The sequence below is a fragment of the Acidaminococcus intestini DSM 21505 genome, assembly GCF_000425045.1.
GTDB lineage: Bacteria > Bacillota > Negativicutes > Acidaminococcales > Acidaminococcaceae > Acidaminococcus > Acidaminococcus intestini.
Genome location: NZ_AULA01000008.1, coordinates 1 through 19,645, shown reverse-complemented (window position 1 = coordinate 19,645; position 19,645 = coordinate 1). Strand labels below are relative to the sequence as shown.

Sequence of the window (19,645 nt, the reverse complement as noted above, 5' to 3'; positions counted from 1 at the left end):
TTTCATAGCTTGATTTTGTGACGGTTTTGAAAAATTTACAGCAAAGTCATCGCGATTTTTAGTAACTTTTTAATTTTGGGAAGAGATTTTGCGAATTTTTTGTGGCAATTTCCATCATCGAAAGGACTGGAATTCCTTTGACCTCCGCTGCCATTTCAGCAACAAGCTTCACATAAAGCGGGTTATTGCGTTTCCCGCGGTAAGGAACAGGGGCCATATAAGGCGAATCTGTTTCAAAAACAATGCGGTCAAGAGGCATCTTGCGAAGGATTTCCCTGACCCCATGATCATTCTTAAAGGTACTTGTCCCGCCAAAGCCAAAGTACCAGCCGGCCTTAATAAAGGTTTCAGCCATGGCCCAGTCTCCGCTGAAACAATGAAGAACCCCTCGCACGCCCTGCCCTTCCGTCAGAAGGAGCCTTGTCATATCCTCATGGGCCTCCCGGTCATGGATGATGACGGGCAGCTTAAGTTCACGGGCCATGGCAAGTTGGCGGATAAGGAAAGTCTGCTGCCGCTCATGGGGTGAATCTTCATCGTTATAATAGTCAAGACCGATCTCACCAATGGCGACCACCTTGTCATCTTGGGCAAGCTGGTAAATTTCCTCAAGGTCCCCTTCGCTCACATGGCCCAAATCTTCTGGATGAAGTCCGACGGCGGCATACACATAATCATAGCGGTGGGCCATAGCAAGCGATGCCTTCGAGCTTCTCACGTCACAACCGGGATTGATGAATCCCAACATGTGCGATCCAATCTCCTGGAGCAGCGCTTCTCGGTCCGCGTCAAAGTCCTCCGTGTCAAGGTGGGCATGCGTATCAAAATAAGGAAGTCGTTCCATTATTTGACCTTGCTGCCCGACGCAATTCCCGGCACTTCGGCAAGGACGAGGTTTCCCTTGCCGTCACTTGCAGCAAGGAGCATGCCGCGAGATTCGATGCCTTTGAGCTTGGCTGGTTTGAGATTAGCCACAACGATGACATTCTTGCCAATAAGCTCCTTGGCTTCATAGTACTGGGCAATCCCGGAGACAATGATCCGTTCACGGCCTGCCATATCAACGGTAATCTTCATGAGCTTATCTGTGTTGGGGACCCGTTCGGCCGTTTTGATTACAGCAACACGGAGGTCAACCTTCTGGAAATCATCGATGGCGATTTCTTCGGGCGTAACCACACCGACGTTCTTCTTTTCCGCTTTTTTTGCTTTCGGGGCTTCCTTCGGAGGTGTCTTTTCCGACTCCACTTCAATGCGCGGGAAAATGGGCTGCCCCTTCATGACTTTCGTGCCATCAGAGAAACCGCCATACTTCACTTCATTAAGATCGAAGTTTTCCGGCACGGCAAGACCGAGCTGTTCGAAAATCTTCGGTGCCGTAAAAGGCATCATAGGTGAAATCAGGATGGCAATATTGCGAACAGCATCAGCAAGGTTGTACATCACGGCTTCAAGGCGATCCTTCTGCGCAGGATCCTTAGCAAGGATCCACGGCGTCGTTACATCAATGTATTTATTGGCAGCGCCAATATAGGACCAGACAGCCTTCAGCGCGTCATTGATCTGGTATTCATCCATAGCTTTACGGTAACTGCCAAGCGTTTCCTCGGCAAGGGCCGCAAAAGCCTTGTCATCGGCATGATCTGATGCCGTCTTATGAACAATACCTTGATGATATTTTTCAATCATGGAAACCGTACGATACTGGAGGTTGCCCAAGTCGTTGGCAAGGTCCGTATTCCAACGGCGGATGAGGCCTTCGCGGGAATAATTCCCATCGTTGCCCAAGGCAATTTCGCTGAGGAGGAAGTAACGGACGGCATCAGGACCAAATTCCTTGATTGGTTCCACAGGATCGACGACATTGCCCTTGGATTTACTCATCTTGTCACCATTAACGACAAGCCAGCCGTGACCATAAACCTTCTTCGGCAGTTCATACCCCATGGAAAGGAGCATAGCCGGCCAAATGATCGTATGGAAACGGACGATTTCCTTTCCTACAAGGTGCAGGTCAACCGGCCAGAAACGGTTAAATTCCTCTTCATTGCGCAGGAACCCAATCCCCGTGAAATAGCACAAAAGGGCATCGAACCAGACATAAGTAATCTGTTTCTTATCAAAAGGAACCGGAATGCCCCAGTCGAACGTGGAACGGGAAATACACAGATCCTCCAACCCTTGTTTAAGAAAAGCGATCATTTCGTTGCGGCGGGAAACGGGCTGGATGAAATCAGGATGATTTTCAATATGTTTGAGAATTTGGTCAGCATATTTGGACATACGGAAGAAATAGTCCTCTTCTTCCATCGTTTCCACAGGACGGCCACAGTCCGGGCAAACGCCGCCTGCTTCCTCAATCTGACGGTCCGTCCAGAAGGATTCGCAAGGAACGCAGTATTTCCCGACATATTTCTTTTTATAGATATCGCCCTTATCATAGACGCGCTGCAGGATTTCCTGAACGACCCGTTCGTGTTCCGCACTGGAAGAGCGTACAAAATCCGTGTAGCTGATACCCAGCATTTCCCAAAGTTTCTTGAAGTTTGCCACAATGCCATCTACGTACTGGAGCGGCGTCATCCCATTTTCTTCCGCTTTGCGCTGGATCTTGAGGCCATGTTCATCACTGCCCGTCACGAATCGGACATCAAACCCATTGGCCCTTTTATACCGAGCAATCGTATCAGCAATGGTCGAGCAGTACGCATGACCAATATGCAGATTGGCACTCGGATAGTAAATCGGTGTCGTAATGAAAAAAGCTGGTTTACTCATCTTCTACCCCTTCTTTGACTAGTCTATTATAAAGCTCCCGTTTAGGCAGCTTATAAACTTTGGCAATTTGCTGGAGCGCTTCTTTTTTTCCCACGCCGTCAGCCATCAGGCGACGCACGGCATCAAGGGGATCCCCTGTTGGGGCTTCTTCCACCTTGGTTCCGCCAGCAATCACGAGGACAAACTCACCGCGTGGCGCCTGTTCCAAAAGGTGCGCCCGGCACGTGGAAACCGTGCCGCGAAAAAACTCTTCATGAAGCTTTGTCAGTTCCCTCGCCATGGTCATGGTCCGGTCTCCCCATGCGTCTTCAATATCAGAAAGCACCTCTATGATTCGGTGCGGTGCCTCATACAGGATGATAGTTGCTGGAATGTCTTTCCATTCTGCTAGCTTCTCCCGCCGGTTTTTCCGACTTTTAGGAAGAAACCCGCCAAAAAAGAAAGGCGTGCTCGATAGACCTGAAGCTACAAGGGCTGTCAGTGCCGCATTGGCTCCCGGAACAGGCACAACAGGAATGCCTTCTGCAATACACGTCTGGGCAATGTGTTCACCCGGATCGGAAATACCAGGGAAGCCGGCATCGGAAACAAGGGCGATGTTTTTGCCTTCTTTTAGATGCTCCAGAAGAACAGGCCCCATTTTTTCTTTGTTATGCTCATGATAGCTCAGAAGCGTCCCATGGATATCAAAATGATTCAAAAGCTGCCGCGTATGACGTGTATCTTCCGCGGCGATAAGATTGGCTTCCCGCAGCATCCGCAGGGCACGGGGCGTCATATCTTCCAAATTCCCAATGGGTGTTGCGCATAGATATAAGGTTCCAACCGATTCAGCCATGGACCCACTCCTTTCCTTCATAATAAGCAAGGGCATCCTCACTCAGGCTGCCGTCATGCCGGTACATGATAAGGGGCGGCAGGACCGTAAGCCCTCCCCGGCCCCCTTTTTGAAACTCCGCCAAAAAAATCCACGCCCCCCGATCAATATACGAATGGACCCACTGTAGCCGCTTGATTTCTAGATGATAGCGATCAGCTAGGCGTAGGGCATCGGTAAACCGGTCAGGAAGCTGGACCATGGCAAGGCGCCCCCGTGTCTTTAACGCAAAAGCAGCGGCTTTGATGAAATCTTCTAACGTAACGCCCACTTCATGGCAGGCCTCGGTCATGAGCTGACGCCGCCTTCCGCCAATGCGGTAAGGGGGATTCATATAGACAAGATCCATTGTGTCCGGCTTAAGATACTCACGATAAGCCAGGATATCCCCCACAAACGGCATAACCTGCTGCTCAAGGCCGTTTTCCCTTACGCTGCGCTTCAGGAGCTCAATGACATGGGGATTTTTATCCACGGCAAGAACGGACTGGGCTCCCCTGTTTGCAGCCAGAAGGGAAATAGCGCCGGTTCCACAGCCAAGCTCAAGGACGCAGGCTTTTTTCACCATATGGGGAAACGCGGCCAAAAAGACCGCGTCCGTTGTAAAGGAAAATTCTTTTTCATCCTGCCAAATCCGGAGATTTCCACTGGGCAGGCTGTCAAGGCGTTCCGTTTCATTCATCACTTTTGGCGGCTTCGACGATTTCGTCCCAGCTTGCCGTAATCCGGTTGCCTGGGGACAGTTCAACCACAACCGTCTGATCGCGGCGGGAAACATGCATGACCATGCCCTCCCCAGTAGGCGTGACAACCTTCATGCCCGGTTTAGGAATAAGGTGACTTGCTTCCTTCTTTTTCCCCTTGTTCTTGCAGCAGCGGCCGCAGTACATTTCACTTTCGTACTTAAGGCAGCACAAGAGCCGTCCGCAAATTCCTGAAATCTTCGTCGGATTAAGGGACAGGTTCTGCTCCTTTGCCATCTTGATGGAGACAGGTTCAAAGTCTCCCAAAAAAGTTGCACAGCACAAGGGCCGTCCGCAGCATCCAATGCCGCCTAGCATCTTTGCTTCATCGCGCACACCAATTTGGCGCAGCTCGATGCGCGTCCGGAAAACAGCGGCCAAATCCTTGACAAGATTGCGGAAATCAATGCGCCCATCGGCTGTAAAGTAGAAGATGATCCGCCCGCCGTCAAAGGTATACTCTACATTGACAAGACGCATTTCCAGTTTGCGGGCAGCAATCTTCTTTTCACAGATGGTGAACGCTTCCTTTTCCTTACGATGGTTTTCCTCCACCTTGCGGGCATCCCGCTCATCCGCCTTGCGGATCACGCTCTTTAAGGGAGATACGATGCTCTTTTCATCGACTTCCTGGGGCCCCATGACCACTTCCCCATATTCAACACCCCGGGCCGTCTCTACAATGGCATGGTCGCCTTTTTGCAGATCAAAGCTGCCTGGAGCAAAATAATAGATTTTCCCGGCTCTTTTGAACCGGATTCCAACAATCGTAACCACGGTCGTTACTCCTTTAGAAAAGTATGGATCTCAAGAAAGAGGGCCTCAAGGATCATCCGTGTATTGACGCCCTTATTGAGCCCAAGGTAAAAACGCTCCGTTTCAAGGAGGGATTTCTTGAGAGCAGATAAAGTAAATGAAGCAAAAATCGAAGCGATTCGCTCGCGTTCATCTTCATTATAAAGAAGAAGGCCGCTGCCTTCTTGGATCATCATAGCATCGCGCAAGATGAGGAGCAGCATTTCCAAAAAGGTCTGTGTCTGGTCCACATCCATATCGCCCAGCCATTCAAGACGGGCAAGGCTTGCCATGAGATAAGGATCTTCTATGCCTTCCATAATGAATAAGGCCCGCTCCCGCCACATCAGCGCTTCTGCCTCGGCAAGATGGAGGGCTTTTCCCGGCGAGCCATCAGATAGACGCGCCAAGGTTTCGCCTTGCGGAACAGAAAGCTCCTCCATGACACGTACCGCTTTCTCCCTGTGAAGGGGCTCAAAGCGGATGGCCATGAGACGGCTGCGGATGGTCGGCAGGATGCGCGAAATTTCGGATGCAACGAGGATAAAGAGCCAGTACGTCGGCGGCTCTTCAAGGAGCTTCAACAAGGAATTGGACGCTTCTTCCCGCATGCGGTCCGCACCATCAATGAGACAGACCTTATAAGGGGAAAGGACGGGGGAAAAGACTTCCTTTTTTTCTACTTCCTTGATTTGTTCAATTAGGATATCATGCCGGGCGCCCTGCCCTTCTACATAGATAAAGTCGGGGTGACTTTCCCCGCAAAAGGCGCGGCAGCTGCGGCACTTGCAGTCATCATGGGTGGGATCATCAAGGCAAAGAAAACTCCGGGCAAATTCATAGGCAAGTTTCTTCTTACCAATGCCATCAGGCCCATAAAAAAGGAGGGCCGGTGTTTTACGCTCTCCTTGGAGCATGTTTCCCAAAAATATTTTATTGGCTTCATGACCCAAAATGGTATCCCACATGATGATGTTCCTTCCATTGTATTACACAACAAGTAGACTATACCCCATTTAGAGAAATTTTTCCACTTTTTTTATGAGGGCATCCGTCACACTGTCTGGAGTTCCTTCCCCATCGATGAGGATCATGCGCTCTGGATAGCGGTCAAGAAGGGTCAAATACCCCTGACGGATCTTTTCCTGGAAAAGAAGGCCTTGGGCCTCAAACTTATCCGTAACGCCCCGGGCTTCCCGCCGGGAAAGGAGGACGCGGGGATTGCCGTCAATAAGAAAGGTCACATCAGGGCTGAGCCCTTTAGACCCGAAAAGGGACAGTCTTTCCAGTTCATCAAGGTCCATACCGCCCAAGATGCCTTGGTAAATGAGGGTGGAATCACTGAAACGGTCGCAGATGACCACTTTTCCTGCTTCAAGAGCGGGCCGAATGACCTTATCCACATGGTCGGCCCGGGCTGCCACATGAAGGAGGCTTTCCACCCGTTTACTCATGGTGATCTCTGGGGAAAGGGCAAGGCTGCGCAGCGTTTCCGCAAGGCCCGTCCCGCCCGGTTCCCGGGTGAGGACAACCTCCCGTCCCTTCGTTTCAAGATATGCCTTAAGGCGTTTTGCCTGCGTCGTCTTACCGCTGCCGTCAGGGCCTTCCAACGTAATAAAGAGTCCTTTTTTCATTTTATGACCTCGATTTCTCTAAGGGAGGGATCCTGGGGCCCGCTGACAAGAAGCTTCTTTTCCTGCATAAGACGGGCGTAGGCAATAAGCTCTTCCGTAATGACTTCTCCCGGCATGATGAGAGGGATCCCAGGGGGATAAAAGCTGATGGATTCAGTGGTCACACGGCCTGCAGATTCGTCAAAAGGCACCCTCTCATGGGGCGCAAAAAACGCGTCCCGCGGCAGGAGTCGCCGTTCCGGAATCTTTGAGAGAACAGCCGCTGGCGCTACGTTCCGTACCGGTTTCCGGCTTTTTTCCAGCGTTTCCCGGATAAGAACGGCCTTTTGGGCAAATTCTGCATGGTCATCAGCATAGGTAACAAGAAAGAGCACGTGATCTTCATCGACAAGCTCAACGGCAATTTTTTCGCGGCGCAGAATTTCCGCCGCTTCCGGTCCCGTAAGCCCCAGGGCGCTGGTCATAATCGTGACCTTCCCCGGATCCATGGCCGCAACGCCGCCCTTTCCGATCAGTTCATCTGTAAGGACCGGAAGACCGTCAATCTTTTTAAGTTCTTCGCGGAGAAGCGCAGCCGCGCGAAGGGAGGCTTTCGCCATGGCTGTGCCTTTTTGGGCAAGCTGAAAACGCGCCGCATCAAGGGATCCCATAAGAAGATAGTTCGGGCTTGTTGTCGTCACAAGGCTCATGGCCCGTTCCATAGCGTCCTTATCGATGCGGTCATAGGAAACCTGAAGAAGTGAGCACTGCGTCATGGCACCCACAATCTTATGGGTACTTTGCGCTGCTGCATCAGCGCCGCACTGCATGGCGCTTTTGGGAAGCAGGGACGAAAATCCAAGATGGGGACCGTGGGCTTCATCAACAAGGAGCAGTACCCCTTTTTCATGACAGATCCTGGCAATTTTTTCCGTATCGGCAGCAAGGCCAAAATAATTTGGGGTCGTAAGAAAGACGGCCTTGATATCAGGCTTCTTGTTAAGAGCCGCATCCACCTGCTCCGGTGTAATCTGAAGCGTCATGCGCCACGACTCATCATAACAAGGAGCCAGGGAAATCGGTTCTAAGCCGCCAAGAATGAGACCGCCCAAAACAGACTTATGGCTGTTTCTGGGAACCAGGATCTTGTCCCCAGGACGCAGCGCGCCAAGGAGCATGCCATGGATGACGCCCGTCGTGCCATTGACACCAAAAAAGCAGCGGTCTGCCCCATAAAGCGTCGCTGCCAGCGTTTCAGCGTCCTTGATGGCTCCTTCAGGATGGTGGATATCGTCCAGTTCCTCCATAAGTGATACGTCAGATAAAAGGGCATTTTCACCCAATAGGTCCTTGAGATCCTCATCAGCACCGCGTCCGCCCTTATGGCCCGGTGTATGAAGGGGGTATACATGATCTTCCCGATAAGCCTTCATAGCCTCGAGGAGTGGTTTTGTGAGCATAGGGATTCCTCCTTGCATAACACTTAATTTTATCATAATTATGGGGGAAAAGGAACATGATGGGAGGCATAAAGGTAGGCTAAGGCGGAAGGCATATGTGACGGGGCTTTCCTTGGCTAAGGCTACCGGTGGCAGCTGGCTAAAAAAGTGGAAGGCAACTGTAACGCCGGACCCAAACCGCCCCCTGCGGGGGAACGGGTCCGAACTTGATTCGCCCAGGGACATGTTTCTCGGACTTTCGCTCCGCTTCAAAATCGTCCTTCGAAACTCCGGGCGAATCTACCTCACTGCCGTTCGTAAGGAAACGTCGCTACGCTCCTCATCCACCACCGAAAGGGCACGCTTGCCTCATTTCAATGAGGCAACATGCGGCTTTCGGTCCCCCGCCCTGGCGGGGCGGATCGATTTCAGAGAAATCGAGTTTAGAGGCAAAATACCAAGACGGGCAGTGGTGAGAATAAGGAATGCGCTGCTGAATATCATCATAGCAATAATCCCACAGATTGAATTTTGAGCTAGGCCCGATTGAGAAATACGCAAACAACAGCTCATTTACCAAGAGCATACAGTACCTCCCACGCTCAAAAAGCCCTGAACCGAATTCGTGTAATTCGTGTCTACGTTCGGTTCAGGGCTCACGTTACGGTCTTTTGCCTTGGAGACGGCGAATGCCGTTCCGCTTTCGATGGGCCAAAACCGCTAATCACAAGACGCTGCCAACGCAATTCGGTTCACGGACCGTGTGACCAAAAAATCAATTCGGCGCCCACGACCGATAGGGAGACGGTTTGGCGCCGTGCCGTGCGGTCTTTTAGCATCACAATATCACAGCACCACAGCATCTTTCCCAAACAAAAAACTGCGGCGCCTTTGGCACCGCAGTTTTCCTTATCTTCTTACTTCCCCGTCCGGCCGCGCTGAGTCAGGGGTGTACCTTCTTTGCACATGGGACACTCTTCCGGTTTATAGGTTTCTACATCAAGACGCAGGAGCGGTTCCGTGCGGACACCAAAGTCCACTTTGCCGCCGCTGCGGTCTACGAGGAGGCCGACACCAACGGGAACGCCGCCTTCGCCCTTGACGACATCGAGCACTTCCCGGACACTGCCGCCCGTCGTTACAATATCTTCCACCACAAGGACACGGGTTCCCGGTTTGATGGCAAAGCCCCGCTTGAAGGTCATCTTGCCATTGACTCGTTCCGTAAAGAAGAATCTCGTTCCAAGGTTCTTTGCCACTTCATAGGCCAGGAGAATGCCGCCCGTCATCGGACCGACAACAAGTTCCACATTGTCGTTGATGAACCGGCTGGCAATTTCCTTGCAGAGCTGTTCCGTATATTCCGGGCGCTGCAGGACATTGAATTTTTCCACATAGATGGGACTATGAAGTCCGCTCGTGAGGAGAAAATGGCCATGCATGACAGCATTGGTTTCTTCGAGCATACTCAGGACACTTTTGTTATTCATGAAGGGCACCTTCCATTTCTTTCAAGATCCGATTGACCGCGTCAATCTTGTTTTCCGCTTTCGTAATGGGCCGACCGACTACAAGATGGGTTGACCCATTTTTCATGGCCATACTTGGCGTCGCAATGCGGCTCTGGTCATTGGCTGCCGCCCAAGTCGGACGGATACCGGGCGTCACGATGAGAAAATCGCTGCCACAGGCCTTGCGGATGGCTTCAGCTTCCCGCGGGGAAGCAACGACCCCACTAAGGCCGCTTTCCTTAGCAAGCGCCGCCAGGGCAAGGACTTCCTCGCCAATGGGCTTTGCATAACCAAGAGGCGCCCACTGCGCTTCATCCATACTCGTAAGGATTGTCACAGCAATGAGTTTTGGTGCCGCGACGCAGAGTTTTTCCGCTGCTTCCCGGATGGCGTTCATGCCTTCTGCCATCATTTTGGGTCCACCAACGGCGTGGACATTCATGATATCCACCCCAAGACGCGTCAACACAGCAAGACTGTGCGCCACTGTATTGGGAATATCCTGGAGCTTGAGGTCAAGGAAGACCTTCTTGCCCTGTTCCTTCAGATAGGAAACAATGGCCGGGCCTTCACTGTAAAAAAGCTCCATCCCTACTTTATAAAATGTAACCGCATCACCCAGTTCCTCAACAAGGGCCCTCGCCTCTTGTCCCGTAGGAAAATCAAGGGCCACAATCAGACGGTCTTGTACCTTCGTCATTTCCTTCTTCTCCTTACTGATTGGGCAGGGCCTTGCCAACAAGGTCCCGAATATTTTTGAGGTTATGGTCGATAAGATAGGCCGCGATCCCCTGCGAAATGGTTTCTGCAAGCCGTGGATTGTCAAAATTAGCAGTCCCTACGGCAATGGCAGACGCTCCGGCAAGGAAAAATTCAATGGCATCAGCGGCACAGGTAATCCCGCCCATCCCAATGAGGGGCACCTTAACAGCCTGAGCAACTTGATAGACCATGCGCACAGCAACCGGACGGACCGCTGGACCGGAAAGGCCGCCCATGATATTGCCCAGGACCGGCTTTTGGGTCTGGATATCAATCTTCATACCCACCAGCGTATTGATCAAGGAAATCATATCGGTCCCTGCCGCTTCCACGGCTCTGGCAATTTCCGTGATATCCGTCACATTCGGTGAAAGTTTTGTAATGATGGGCTTATGGGTTCGCTTCTTGGCTGCTTCCACGACTTGCGCGGCAGCACTGCAGCTCGTGCCAAAAGCAAGGCCCCCTTGGGCAACATTGGGGCAGGAAATATTGAGTTCCAGCGCATCAACGCCATCCACGTCAAGCATGGCAGCAAGTTCGCCATATTCGGCAGCGCTGTCCCCATCAATGTTCACGATGACCTTTGTGTCATATGCCTTCAGCTGAGGCAGGGTCTCTTTTAGGAAAACGTCCACACCGGGGTTTTCAAGACCTACACAGTTAAGGATACCCGAAGGGGTCTCAACAATGCGCTGTCCCTTGTTGCCGGCCCGGGGATGAAGGGTCGTGCCCTTTACCGTAATGGCGCCCACATTATTTAGGTCAAGAAAATCCGTAAATTCAAGGCCAAACCCAAAGGTCCCCGACGCTGTGGTGATAGGGGTCTTAAGATGAAGGTCACAAAGCTCAGTTTCAAGAAGGGTCCTATTGTTTACCATTCCGACACCTCCCGTGACCAAAAGACAGGGCCATCTTTACAGACCTTGACCCGTTTGCCGATACCGCTGCATGTGCAGGAAAGGCACGCGCCAAGGCCGCAGCCCATGTACTTTTCAAGGGAAATCTGACAGGGAATGCCCCGCGGTTCCACGACTTTCGTCACAGCCCGCATCATCGGCGAAGGTCCGCAGACATAGACACAGTCATATCCGCCCTCATCAAGAAGCTGCCCCAAGGGCGCCGTGATAAGGCCCTTCGTCCCCCGGGAACCATCTTCCGTGGTCTCAAATTGGTGAACCGTCTTATCCCGAAACAGGTCCGTCCAAAAAAGCTCCTCTGCCGTGCGGGCGCCAATGAGGACATCCACGTCCGCTTGGGGATAGTCTTCCGCAAGGAAACGAAGGGGCGCAAGACCAACACCGCCGCCAACAAGAAGAACCTTATGGTGGCTCCGGTCAAAACCGCGTCCCAAAGGACCCATGACACTGATAGAATCCCCTTTTCTCAGCTGGTCAAGCAGCTGCGTCGCCTCCCCCACAATCCGGTAGATGAGAAGGAAGGTACCTTTGTCACGATTGACGCCGGATACCCCAAAAGGACGGCGCAAAAGAGGCACACTCAAATCGTTGCTCTTTACAGTCACAAACTGACCGGGTTCAGCCGAGGCCGCTACCTGCGGTGACCAAATTTCCATGATTCGGATGTCGTGGGACAGGCTGCGCTGCCCCACCACTCTTCCATCTTCCAAGAATTTCGTCATGGCTTACTCCGTTTTAAGGTCCTGCAGGGCAACGACACTGACAATGCGGCGGCGGCGCATAGCCCCCAGGGCATGCTGGAGGGCGCGGGCCGTATCAAGGCTCGTCAGGCAAGGAATGGCGTGTTCCACCGTACTGCGGCGGATCCGGAACCCGTCACTGCGCGTGCTTTCCCCATGGTTCATGGTATTGATGACCATGCAGATCTTGCCTTCCTTGATATCATCCAGGAGGTTCGGACTGTCCTCGCCAATCTTGGCTGCCGTTTCCACGGTCATGCCCTTGCTGCGGAGGAAGTTTGCCGTGCCTTCCGTTGCCGCAATCGTATAGCCCAAATCTTCAAAGCCTTCGGCAATTTCCGTCACTTCGTCTTTATCCTTATCAGCGACCGTAATGAGGATAGTTCCCTTATCCGGCACATTGGTCCCAGCAGCAACGCAGGCCTTATAAAGGGCGCGTGGGAACTGGTTATCAATGCACATGACTTCGCCCGTGGACTTCATTTCCGGTCCCAAGGTGATATCCACATCGGTCATCTTGTTGAAGGAAAAGACCGGTGCCTTGACAGCGTAATAATCCGGGAAGAGTTTCAGGCCCGATTCAAAGCCCTGTTCCTTGAGGCTCTTACCTACCGCACACTTGGTAGCAACATCCACCATGGAAATCCCCGTGACCTTCGACAGGAACGGGACGGTCCGGCTGGAGCGCGGGTTCACTTCGATGATATAGAGCTTTTCATCGCGGACGATGTACTGGATATTGAGCAGACCTTTGACGTGGAGCGTCAGGGCCAGCTTATTGGTGTATTCAATGATTGCTTCGATGATGTGTTCGCTCAGCGTGCGCGGCGGGTAAACGGCGATGGAGTCACCGGAGTGTACACCAGCCCGTTCAATGTGTTCCATGATGCCCGGGATGACGACATCGACGCCGTCACTGATGGCATCGACTTCGACTTCCGTCCCCATGAGGTAATGGTCAACAAGGACAGGATGTTCCTTCGAGGCCTTGACGGCATTTGCCATATAGTAGCGCAGCTGATCATCGTTATAGACGATTTCCATCGCACGGCCGCCAAGAACGTAGCTCGGACGGACCATGACAGGATAGCCGTCATCGTGGGCGGCTTTCACAGCGCCTTCCACATCAAAGACGGTGTGTCCTTTCGGACGGGGAATGCCTACTTCCGTCAGGACTTCATCAAAGCGTTCACGGTCTTCAGCGCGGTCAATATCATCGACGCTCGTACCAAGGATCTTCACGCCGCAGCTATGAAGGGGCCCGGCAAGGTTGATGGCCGTCTGGCCGCCAAACTGGACAATGACGCCTTCAGGCTGTTCCCGGTCGATGACGTTCAGCACGTCTTCCAAGGTCAGCGGTTCAAAATACAGACGGTCTGCCGTATCAAAGTCCGTGGAAACCGTTTCCGGGTTGTTGTTGATGATGATTGTTTCGTATCCTTCTTCTTTGAGGGCCCAGACAGAGTGTACCGAGCAGTAGTCGAATTCAACGCCCTGACCGATGCGGATTGGACCGGACCCGAGAACGACAACTTTCTTCTTATTGCTGGGCCGCACTTCGTCTTCGACACCGTAGGTCGAATAGTAGTACGGCGTTTCCGCGTCAAATTCGGCTGCGCATGTATCCACCATCTTGTAGACCGGTACAATTCCCATTTCCTTGCGCAGGGCGCGGATTTCAAGAGCCGACTTGCCTGTAAGAAGGCCAATTTCCTCATCGCAGAAACCGCGTTTCTTGGCTTCCTTCATGAGCTCTTTCGTAAGCGGACCTTCCTTGATGGCCTTTTCGATTTCTACGATATGACGGATCTTCCGCAGGAAGAATTCATCAATCTTAGTAATTTCGTGAGCCTCGTCGACGGTCATGCCACGGCGGAAGGCTTCAGCGATGGCAAAGAAGCGTTCATCATTGACAAGATGAACCTTGGCAAAAACTTCTTCGTCACTGAGGGCATGGAATTCCGGCATATCGAGGTGAATCAGGCCGATTTCAAGGGAGCGAATGGCTTTGAGGAGCCCTGCTTCGATGTTGCGTTCAATGGCCATGACTTCGCCCGTTGCCTTCATCTGCGTGCCCAGGGTGTGGTCTGCCTTGACAAATTTGTCAAAAGGCCAGCGAGGAATCTTCAGTACGCAGTAGTCCAAGGTCGGTTCAAAGCAAGCCGTGGTCTTTTTCGTAACGGCATTTTCGATTTCATCAAGGGTATAGCCGGCAGCAATCTTTGATGCCACCTTGGCAATGGGATATCCCGTTGCTTTGGAAGCAAGAGCGGACGAACGGCTGACGCGGGGATTGACTTCAATGACGATATATTCCTCGCTGTCAGGGTTCAGGGCATACTGCACGTTGCAGCCGCCTTCAACGCCGAGTTCGCGGACAATATCAATAGCGGCCGTACGCAGCATCTGGACTTCACGGTCCGTCAGGGTCTGGCACGGCGCCACGACGATGGAGTCGCCCGTATGGACGCCCACAGGATCAAGGTTTTCCATATTGCAGACCGTAATGCAGTTGTCGGCATGGTCGCGGATGACTTCAAATTCAATTTCCTTCCAGCCGGCAACGGAGCGTTCAATGAGGACCTGACCAATGAGGCTGTACTGGAGCCCCTTCGTGCAGATATCGTCGAGTTCAGCATCGTTGTGGGCAATGCCGCCGCCCGTACCGCCCAATGTATAGGCCGGACGCACAATGAGCGGATAGCCGATGCGGTCGGCAAATTCCTTTGCCGCGGCAACGCTTTCCACAATCGTGCTCTGAGGAATGGGCTGATGGAGTTTTTCCATCGTTTCTTTGAAGAGTTCGCGGTCCTCAGCCTTCATGATGCTCGGGATCTGGGTCCCAATGAGCTTCACATTGTATTTTTTGAGGATGCCCGTCTTATCAAGTTCGATGGCAAGGTTAAGGCCAATCTGGCCGCCTAAGGTAGCAAGCAAGGAATCCGGCCGTTCCTTTTGGATGACGCTTTCAAGAAATTCCACATTGAGCGGTTCGACATAGACGCGGTCAGCAATATGCACATCGGTCATGATGGTCGCCGGGTTGGAGTTTACAAGGACAACTTCCAGTCCTTCTTCTTTAAGGGCCCGGCAGGCCTGGGTTCCTGCATAGTCAAATTCGGCAGCCTGACCAATGATGATTGGACCGGAGCCAATGACCATGACTTTATTGACATCGTTTCTTTTTGGCATAATCAGTGTCCCCCCATCATGGTAATAAAGCGGTCAAAGAGATATCCGTTTCCGCTCGGTCCCGGGGAAGCTTCCGGATGGAACTGGACCGTAAAGGTCGGATGATCAAGATACTGGATTCCTTCAATGGTGCCATCGTTGAGGGAACGGTTGATGACCTTCACATGAAGCCCCTTCAGGGAATCTTCGTCAACCATAAAGCCGTGGTTCTGGGACGTAATCATGATGCAGTTATCCACATAGTCCCGCACCGGCTGGTTGATGCCGCGGTGGCCAAAGAGCATTTTCTTTGTCTTGGCCCCGCACGCAAGGGCCATGACCTGATGCCCCAGGCAAATTCCAAAGATAGGTTTCTTGCCAATCATCTTCTTGATGTTGTCGATTTCAACCGTAAGGTCCGCCGGGTCGCCGGGGCCATTTGAAAGGAAGATCCCATCAGGATCGATGGCAAGGACTTCTTCAGCCGGTGTTTCCGCCGGGAAGACCGTCAGATAGCAGCCCTTTTCCACAAGGCTCTTGAGGATATTGCGCTTAATACCATAGTCCATGACAGCAACGCTGAATTTGCTCTTTTCCTTGTCCCCCATGTGGTAGACTTTCTTTGTCGTCACCTGAGCCACCTGATCATGCCGTTCCGGCGTGGCAAGGAGCTTTTGGACGTCTTCATCAGGCATATCATAAGGAACGATGACGCCTTGAAGCGTACCGTAAGCCCGGATGCGGCGCGTAATGGCCCGCGTGTCCACATCAGCAAGGACCGGAATATGGTTCTTTTCAAGGAAGGAAAGGACCGTTCCTTCGTCGCGCCAAGAACTCGGTTCATCGCAGAGTTCATCAACGATAAGCCCTTCATAGCAGCAGCCATCCCCCTGATCAAAAATGGGATTGCAGCCATAGTTGCCGATGAGCGGATAGGTAAAGACTACAATCTGTCCGCAGAAAGAAGGGTCCGTCAGGGTTTCCTGATAGCCGCTCATGCCTGTTGTGAAGACGACTTCACCAACAGCCGGATGGTCCCCATAAAGGGTTCCTTCATAGACACCACCATCTTTTAGTACCAACTTACCTTTTACTTTTTGCATACGACACCGTCTTTCATCACAAATACACCATCGACCATGGTGGCGGCAGCCTGCCCTTTGCAGTGTTTTCCATTAAAAGGCGTGACCTTGCCGCGGGTATAGAACTTGCTGCTGTCGACGACCCAATCCTTATCAAGATCCAGGATGGTGATATTGGCGGAACTGCCTTCGCGGAGGGTGCCCCCGTCAAGGTGGAAAAGTTCAGCCGGTCGGCAGCTCATTTTATCGACAATCTCATTAATGGTAAATAGACCCGTATGATAGAGTTCCGTCAGAATGACCCCGACACTCGTTTCAAGACCGCAGAATCCGTTCGGGGCATTGCGGAATTCCACATCCTTTTCTTCCGGTGCATGCGGTGCGTGATCCGTTACGATGGCATCAATGGTCCCATCCTTGAGGGCGTCCCGCAGGGCTTCCACATGGTCCCGGCTGCGAAGGGGCGGCGAAACGCGGGTTGCCGTACTAAAGGAAGCACAGGCTTCATCAGTGAGCGTCAAATGATGAACCGTCACTTCGCACGTAATGGGCACACCTCTTTTCTTTGCTTGGCGAACGATATCCACCGCCCCTTTACTTGCAATATGAGCGATGTGGACATGGGTTCCTGTATACTCGGCAATGATGGCATCGCGGGCAACTGCCATATCTTCTGCAATGGAAGGAATGCCCGGCACACCCAGCCTTGCCGATACGGCGCCTTCGTGCATATAGCCCGAATGATTCATGTGTTCCTCAATGGCATGGACAATGAGCGCCTTATCAAAGGAATTCACATAACGGGCCGCCTTGAGCATCATCAGGGGATCCTCTACAAAGTGCCCATCATCGGAAAACGCCATTGCGCCCCGCATGGCCATATCTCCCATTTCAGAAAGTTCCTTGCCCTTTTCGCCCTTCGTAATAGCCCCAATGACTTCCACATGGACATAACCTTCTTCTGCCGCTCTCTTTTTGATTCCGCTCACGACAATCGAGGTATCGATGACAGGGTTCGTGTTCGGCATGCAGGCGATGCGCGTAATGCCACCGTGAGCCGCTGCCATCGTCCCGGAAACGATATCTTCCTTTGCTTCAAGTCCCGGTTCGCGAAGATGGGTATGCAGGTCGATGAAGCCCGGAGCAACCACCTTTCCTGAAGCATCATACGTTTCGTCAGCGGCTTCTTCGATGGAATCAGCCACACGTTTAATGATCCCGTCCTCCACGAGGATATCCTTCACAGCATCCAGATGCTGGCTGGGATCGACAAGGTGTCCCTTTTTAATCAGCGTTTTCAACTTGTTTCCCCCCTGTCAGTGTCAAGAATAAGAGCGCCATCCGAACCGCCACCCCATTGGTAACCTGTTCACGGATCACAGCCTGGTCGCTGTAGCCCACTTCATAGGAAATTTCAAGACCGCGGTTCATGGGACCGGGATGCATGATCATCACATCCGGTTTGGCCAGTTTCATGCGTTCCTCGTTGACCCCAAAGATACGGGCATATTCGCGAGGTGTCGGGAAAAGACCGCTCTGCTGCCGTTCAAGCTGGATACGGAGGATGTCGACAACATCCGCGCCTTCAATGGCCTCTTCCACTCGTTTATGGACCGTGACGCCCAGTTTTTCCATTTCGTAAGGCATGAGCGTGACCGGCCCCGCCACATGGACATCGGCACCAAGCTTCGTCCAAGCAGCAATATTGCTGCGTGCCACACGGCTGTAGAGGATATCTCCGATGATGGCCATCTTGAGGCCCTTGAAGGATTTCTTCTTTTCAAGGATTGTGAACATATCCAGGAGACCCTGGGTGGGGTGGGCATGACAGCCATCTCCGGCATTGATGACAACCGGTTTTACGATATCGGCAATGTACTTGGCCGCACCTTCGATGGGGTGCCGCATAACAATGGCATCGCAGGCCATGGACTGCATGGTGAGCACCGTATCCTTGAGGCACTCCCCTTTCTTGACGCTCGAAGTGCCCGTACTGATATTGATGACATCGGCCCCCAAATATTTACCGGCAAGTTCAAACGAAGAACGCGTGCGCGTGCTGTTTTCATAAAACAGGTTAACAATGGATTTTCCCCTGAGGGAAGGCACCTTCTTGATATCCCGTTTCAGGATTTTCTTCATTTCTGCTGCTGTCTTCATGATGAGGTCGTATTCCTCGACCGAAAGGGATGACAGATCCAAGATATCCCTTCCGGACAGGCTGACCGCTGCCTTTGCCATGTGATAGCCTCCTTACTTGTCATGGTCAATCTGGGAAACAATTCATTGCAACAAAAATAAGCCCCCTTGTCCCCATAAGACAAGAAGGCTTCTCTTTAAAGGCACGCACCCTAAAGTACGCCGCCCACTGCAGCTCATTTCTTCTGTAGCAAAAGTCCCTTTCTTAGTCTCACAGGACTAGATTAAAAGGCCTATATTCATTTTTAGTCATTGTAGCACGGGGAGGGGAAAATGTAAAGGGCGCACTGTTTTTACTCGGAGCAAAAATCGCTCCGATTCTCCACCCCAGCGTGCCCCCATTGCTTAATTTCTCATTTTAAGGATGCAATGGAGGCATGACGATTCGTACGATGATTCGTTGCTGGTTTGGGGATACCTTACGCCTGGGCGCTTCCCCTCCTAACCTCGTGTCGTCACCTCCAGCGCCCAGCTCATCAGGCAAGAAGCTTTTTTCAGCCTATGGACCTTTACGCAGCCATCTGCGTTGTCGCCCACGACCTCGATCGCCTCGACGTACACAAATCGTACGCCGTCGTCGATGAGGCCGGGTGCTCCTAGCATCTGACTACGTCTAGGCCATATTTGAAAAAAGCAAATGGAGATAAAAATTAATTAAGGGGAAAGATTGAAAGGCACGGCGCCAAACAGTCTTTTTCCTTACGGTCTTTTCAAATCCCGATTATCCTTCATTTTATCCCATTTATCTCTCAAAAACGGACATTCATCCTACTATATAGATTTCATCGGACTTTTCGGGCATAATGACCCATATAACAGGATTTATCCTACTGCATTAAAAGGAGATGCCCTATGAAAACGTACTACCAAAATCACAAGGATAAAGAGAACCTCGCCTATGCCCGTGAAATGCGCCGCCATATGACCCCGGAGGAATCCAAGCTTTGGTTTGGTTTCCTAAAACGATACCCGATACGCTTTGTAAGACAAAAGCGTATCGCAGGATATATAGCGGATT

At 52.0% G+C, this 19,645-nt stretch carries 18 protein-coding genes; 2 read left to right on the top strand and 16 right to left on the bottom strand.

What is annotated here, in order from left to right; all coding sequences use genetic code 11:
* Positions 1-58: 58 nt before the first annotated feature.
* From H503_RS0103545 to H503_RS0103510, 8 genes are read right to left on the bottom strand one after another with little or no spacing between them, the layout of a single operon-like run.
* The gene (locus H503_RS0103545; RefSeq protein WP_009015686.1) at positions 59-844 is read right to left on the bottom strand and encodes a TatD family hydrolase; all 786 of its coding nucleotides are present in this window, start codon (positions 842-844) and stop codon (positions 59-61) included.
* Positions 844-2,778, bottom strand: a complete 1,935-nt coding sequence (gene metG / locus H503_RS0103540; protein ID WP_009015687.1) for a methionine--tRNA ligase — start codon at positions 2,776-2,778, stop codon at positions 844-846. Before metG ends, H503_RS0103545 begins: the two co-directional genes overlap by 1 nt.
* Positions 2,771-3,616, bottom strand: coding sequence for a 16S rRNA (cytidine(1402)-2'-O)-methyltransferase (gene rsmI / locus H503_RS0103535; protein WP_009015688.1), 846 nt, complete (start codon positions 3,614-3,616; stop codon positions 2,771-2,773). Before rsmI ends, metG begins: the two co-directional genes overlap by 8 nt.
* The gene (locus H503_RS0103530; protein WP_009015689.1) at positions 3,609-4,337 is read right to left on the bottom strand and encodes a tRNA1(Val) (adenine(37)-N6)-methyltransferase; all 729 of its coding nucleotides are present in this window, start codon (positions 4,335-4,337) and stop codon (positions 3,609-3,611) included. The genes rsmI and H503_RS0103530 overlap by 8 nt, the downstream gene beginning before the upstream one ends.
* Positions 4,330-5,175: a PSP1 domain-containing protein gene (locus H503_RS0103525; RefSeq protein WP_009015690.1), complete on the bottom strand. Its 846-nt coding sequence runs from the start codon at positions 5,173-5,175 to the stop codon at positions 4,330-4,332. Before H503_RS0103525 ends, H503_RS0103530 begins: the two co-directional genes overlap by 8 nt.
* 5 nt (positions 5,176-5,180) lie before the next feature.
* Entirely contained in the window at positions 5,181-6,161 is a 981-nt protein-coding gene (locus tag H503_RS0103520) for a DNA polymerase III subunit (protein ID WP_026385437.1), read from the bottom strand.
* A 48-nt stretch (positions 6,162-6,209) separates the two neighbouring features.
* A complete protein-coding gene (tmk, locus tag H503_RS0103515) occupies positions 6,210-6,827 on the bottom strand; it encodes a dTMP kinase (RefSeq protein ID WP_009015692.1) in 618 nt (205 codons plus the stop codon).
* Complete coding sequence (locus H503_RS0103510; RefSeq protein ID WP_016459543.1) at positions 6,824-8,266, bottom strand: aminotransferase class I/II-fold pyridoxal phosphate-dependent enzyme; 1,443 nt, start codon at positions 8,264-8,266, stop codon at positions 6,824-6,826. Before H503_RS0103510 ends, tmk begins: the two co-directional genes overlap by 4 nt.
* Between H503_RS0103510 and H503_RS12485 the strand changes: the two genes are divergently transcribed.
* The gene (locus H503_RS12485; RefSeq protein WP_162141330.1) at positions 8,259-8,780 is read left to right on the top strand and encodes a hypothetical protein; all 522 of its coding nucleotides are present in this window, start codon (positions 8,259-8,261) and stop codon (positions 8,778-8,780) included. The two genes, H503_RS0103510 and H503_RS12485, sit on opposite strands and share 8 nt — an antisense overlap.
* A gap of 382 nt (positions 8,781-9,162) precedes the next feature.
* Here H503_RS12485 and pyrE read toward each other — a convergent pair whose 3' ends face one another.
* Genes pyrE through H503_RS0103465 form a run of 8 tightly spaced genes read right to left on the bottom strand, consistent with a single transcriptional unit; the run spans position 9,163 to position 18,669 of the window.
* Positions 9,163-9,735, bottom strand: coding sequence for an orotate phosphoribosyltransferase (gene pyrE / locus H503_RS0103500; protein WP_016459545.1), 573 nt, complete (start codon positions 9,733-9,735; stop codon positions 9,163-9,165).
* The gene (pyrF, locus tag H503_RS0103495) at positions 9,728-10,456 is read right to left on the bottom strand and encodes an orotidine-5'-phosphate decarboxylase (protein WP_009015695.1); all 729 of its coding nucleotides are present in this window, start codon (positions 10,454-10,456) and stop codon (positions 9,728-9,730) included. Before pyrF ends, pyrE begins: the two co-directional genes overlap by 8 nt.
* Positions 10,457-10,469: 13 nt before the next feature.
* On the bottom strand, positions 10,470-11,396 hold the full coding sequence (locus H503_RS0103490) for a dihydroorotate dehydrogenase (RefSeq protein WP_009015696.1): 927 nt from the start codon (positions 11,394-11,396) through the stop codon (positions 10,470-10,472).
* Complete coding sequence (locus H503_RS0103485) at positions 11,390-12,157, bottom strand: dihydroorotate dehydrogenase electron transfer subunit (protein ID WP_009015697.1); 768 nt, start codon at positions 12,155-12,157, stop codon at positions 11,390-11,392. Before H503_RS0103485 ends, H503_RS0103490 begins: the two co-directional genes overlap by 7 nt.
* A gap of 3 nt (positions 12,158-12,160) precedes the next feature.
* Positions 12,161-15,367: a carbamoyl-phosphate synthase large subunit gene (gene carB / locus H503_RS0103480; RefSeq protein ID WP_009015698.1), complete on the bottom strand. Its 3,207-nt coding sequence runs from the start codon at positions 15,365-15,367 to the stop codon at positions 12,161-12,163.
* Between the two features lie 2 nt (positions 15,368-15,369).
* The gene (carA, locus tag H503_RS0103475) at positions 15,370-16,449 is read right to left on the bottom strand and encodes a glutamine-hydrolyzing carbamoyl-phosphate synthase small subunit (RefSeq protein ID WP_026385435.1); all 1,080 of its coding nucleotides are present in this window, start codon (positions 16,447-16,449) and stop codon (positions 15,370-15,372) included.
* A complete protein-coding gene (locus H503_RS0103470; RefSeq protein ID WP_009015700.1) occupies positions 16,437-17,729 on the bottom strand; it encodes a dihydroorotase in 1,293 nt (430 codons plus the stop codon). Before H503_RS0103470 ends, carA begins: the two co-directional genes overlap by 13 nt.
* A complete protein-coding gene (locus tag H503_RS0103465; protein ID WP_009015701.1) occupies positions 17,713-18,669 on the bottom strand; it encodes an aspartate carbamoyltransferase catalytic subunit in 957 nt (318 codons plus the stop codon). Before H503_RS0103465 ends, H503_RS0103470 begins: the two co-directional genes overlap by 17 nt.
* Before the next feature lie 810 nt (positions 18,670-19,479).
* Here H503_RS0103465 and H503_RS12815 point away from each other — a divergent pair.
* A partial coding sequence (locus H503_RS12815) for a DUF559 domain-containing protein (protein WP_155877831.1) occupies positions 19,480-19,645 on the top strand: 166 nt, incomplete at its 3' end.

Excerpts from the sequence above, each read along its gene's own strand:
- tmk (WP_009015692.1), bottom strand. The coding sequence starts at position 6,827 with ATGAAAAAAGGACTCTTTATTACGTTGGAAGGCCCTGACGGCAGCGGT.
- H503_RS0103485 (WP_009015697.1), bottom strand. The coding sequence starts at position 12,157 with ATGACGAAATTCTTGGAAGATGGAAGAGTGGTGGGGCAGCGCAGCCTG.
- pyrF (WP_009015695.1), bottom strand. The coding sequence starts at position 10,456 with ATGACGAAGGTACAAGACCGTCTGATTGTGGCCCTTGATTTTCCTACG.
- metG (WP_009015687.1), bottom strand. The coding sequence starts at position 2,778 with ATGAGTAAACCAGCTTTTTTCATTACGACACCGATTTACTATCCGAGT.
- H503_RS0103510 (WP_016459543.1), bottom strand. The coding sequence starts at position 8,266 with ATGCTCACAAAACCACTCCTCGAGGCTATGAAGGCTTATCGGGAAGAT.
- carB (WP_009015698.1), bottom strand. The coding sequence starts at position 15,367 with ATGCCAAAAAGAAACGATGTCAATAAAGTCATGGTCATTGGCTCCGGT.
- H503_RS0103545 (WP_009015686.1), bottom strand. The coding sequence starts at position 844 with ATGGAACGACTTCCTTATTTTGATACGCATGCCCACCTTGACACGGAG.
- H503_RS0103490 (WP_009015696.1), bottom strand. The coding sequence starts at position 11,396 with ATGGTAAACAATAGGACCCTTCTTGAAACTGAGCTTTGTGACCTTCAT.
- carA (WP_026385435.1), bottom strand. The coding sequence starts at position 16,449 with ATGCAAAAAGTAAAAGGTAAGTTGGTACTAAAAGATGGTGGTGTCTAT.
- H503_RS0103465 (WP_009015701.1), bottom strand. The coding sequence starts at position 18,669 with ATGGCAAAGGCAGCGGTCAGCCTGTCCGGAAGGGATATCTTGGATCTG.
- H503_RS0103520 (WP_026385437.1), bottom strand. The coding sequence starts at position 6,161 with ATGTGGGATACCATTTTGGGTCATGAAGCCAATAAAATATTTTTGGGA.
- rsmI (WP_009015688.1), bottom strand. The coding sequence starts at position 3,616 with ATGGCTGAATCGGTTGGAACCTTATATCTATGCGCAACACCCATTGGG.
- pyrE (WP_016459545.1), bottom strand. The coding sequence starts at position 9,735 with ATGAATAACAAAAGTGTCCTGAGTATGCTCGAAGAAACCAATGCTGTC.
- H503_RS0103530 (WP_009015689.1), bottom strand. The coding sequence starts at position 4,337 with ATGAATGAAACGGAACGCCTTGACAGCCTGCCCAGTGGAAATCTCCGG.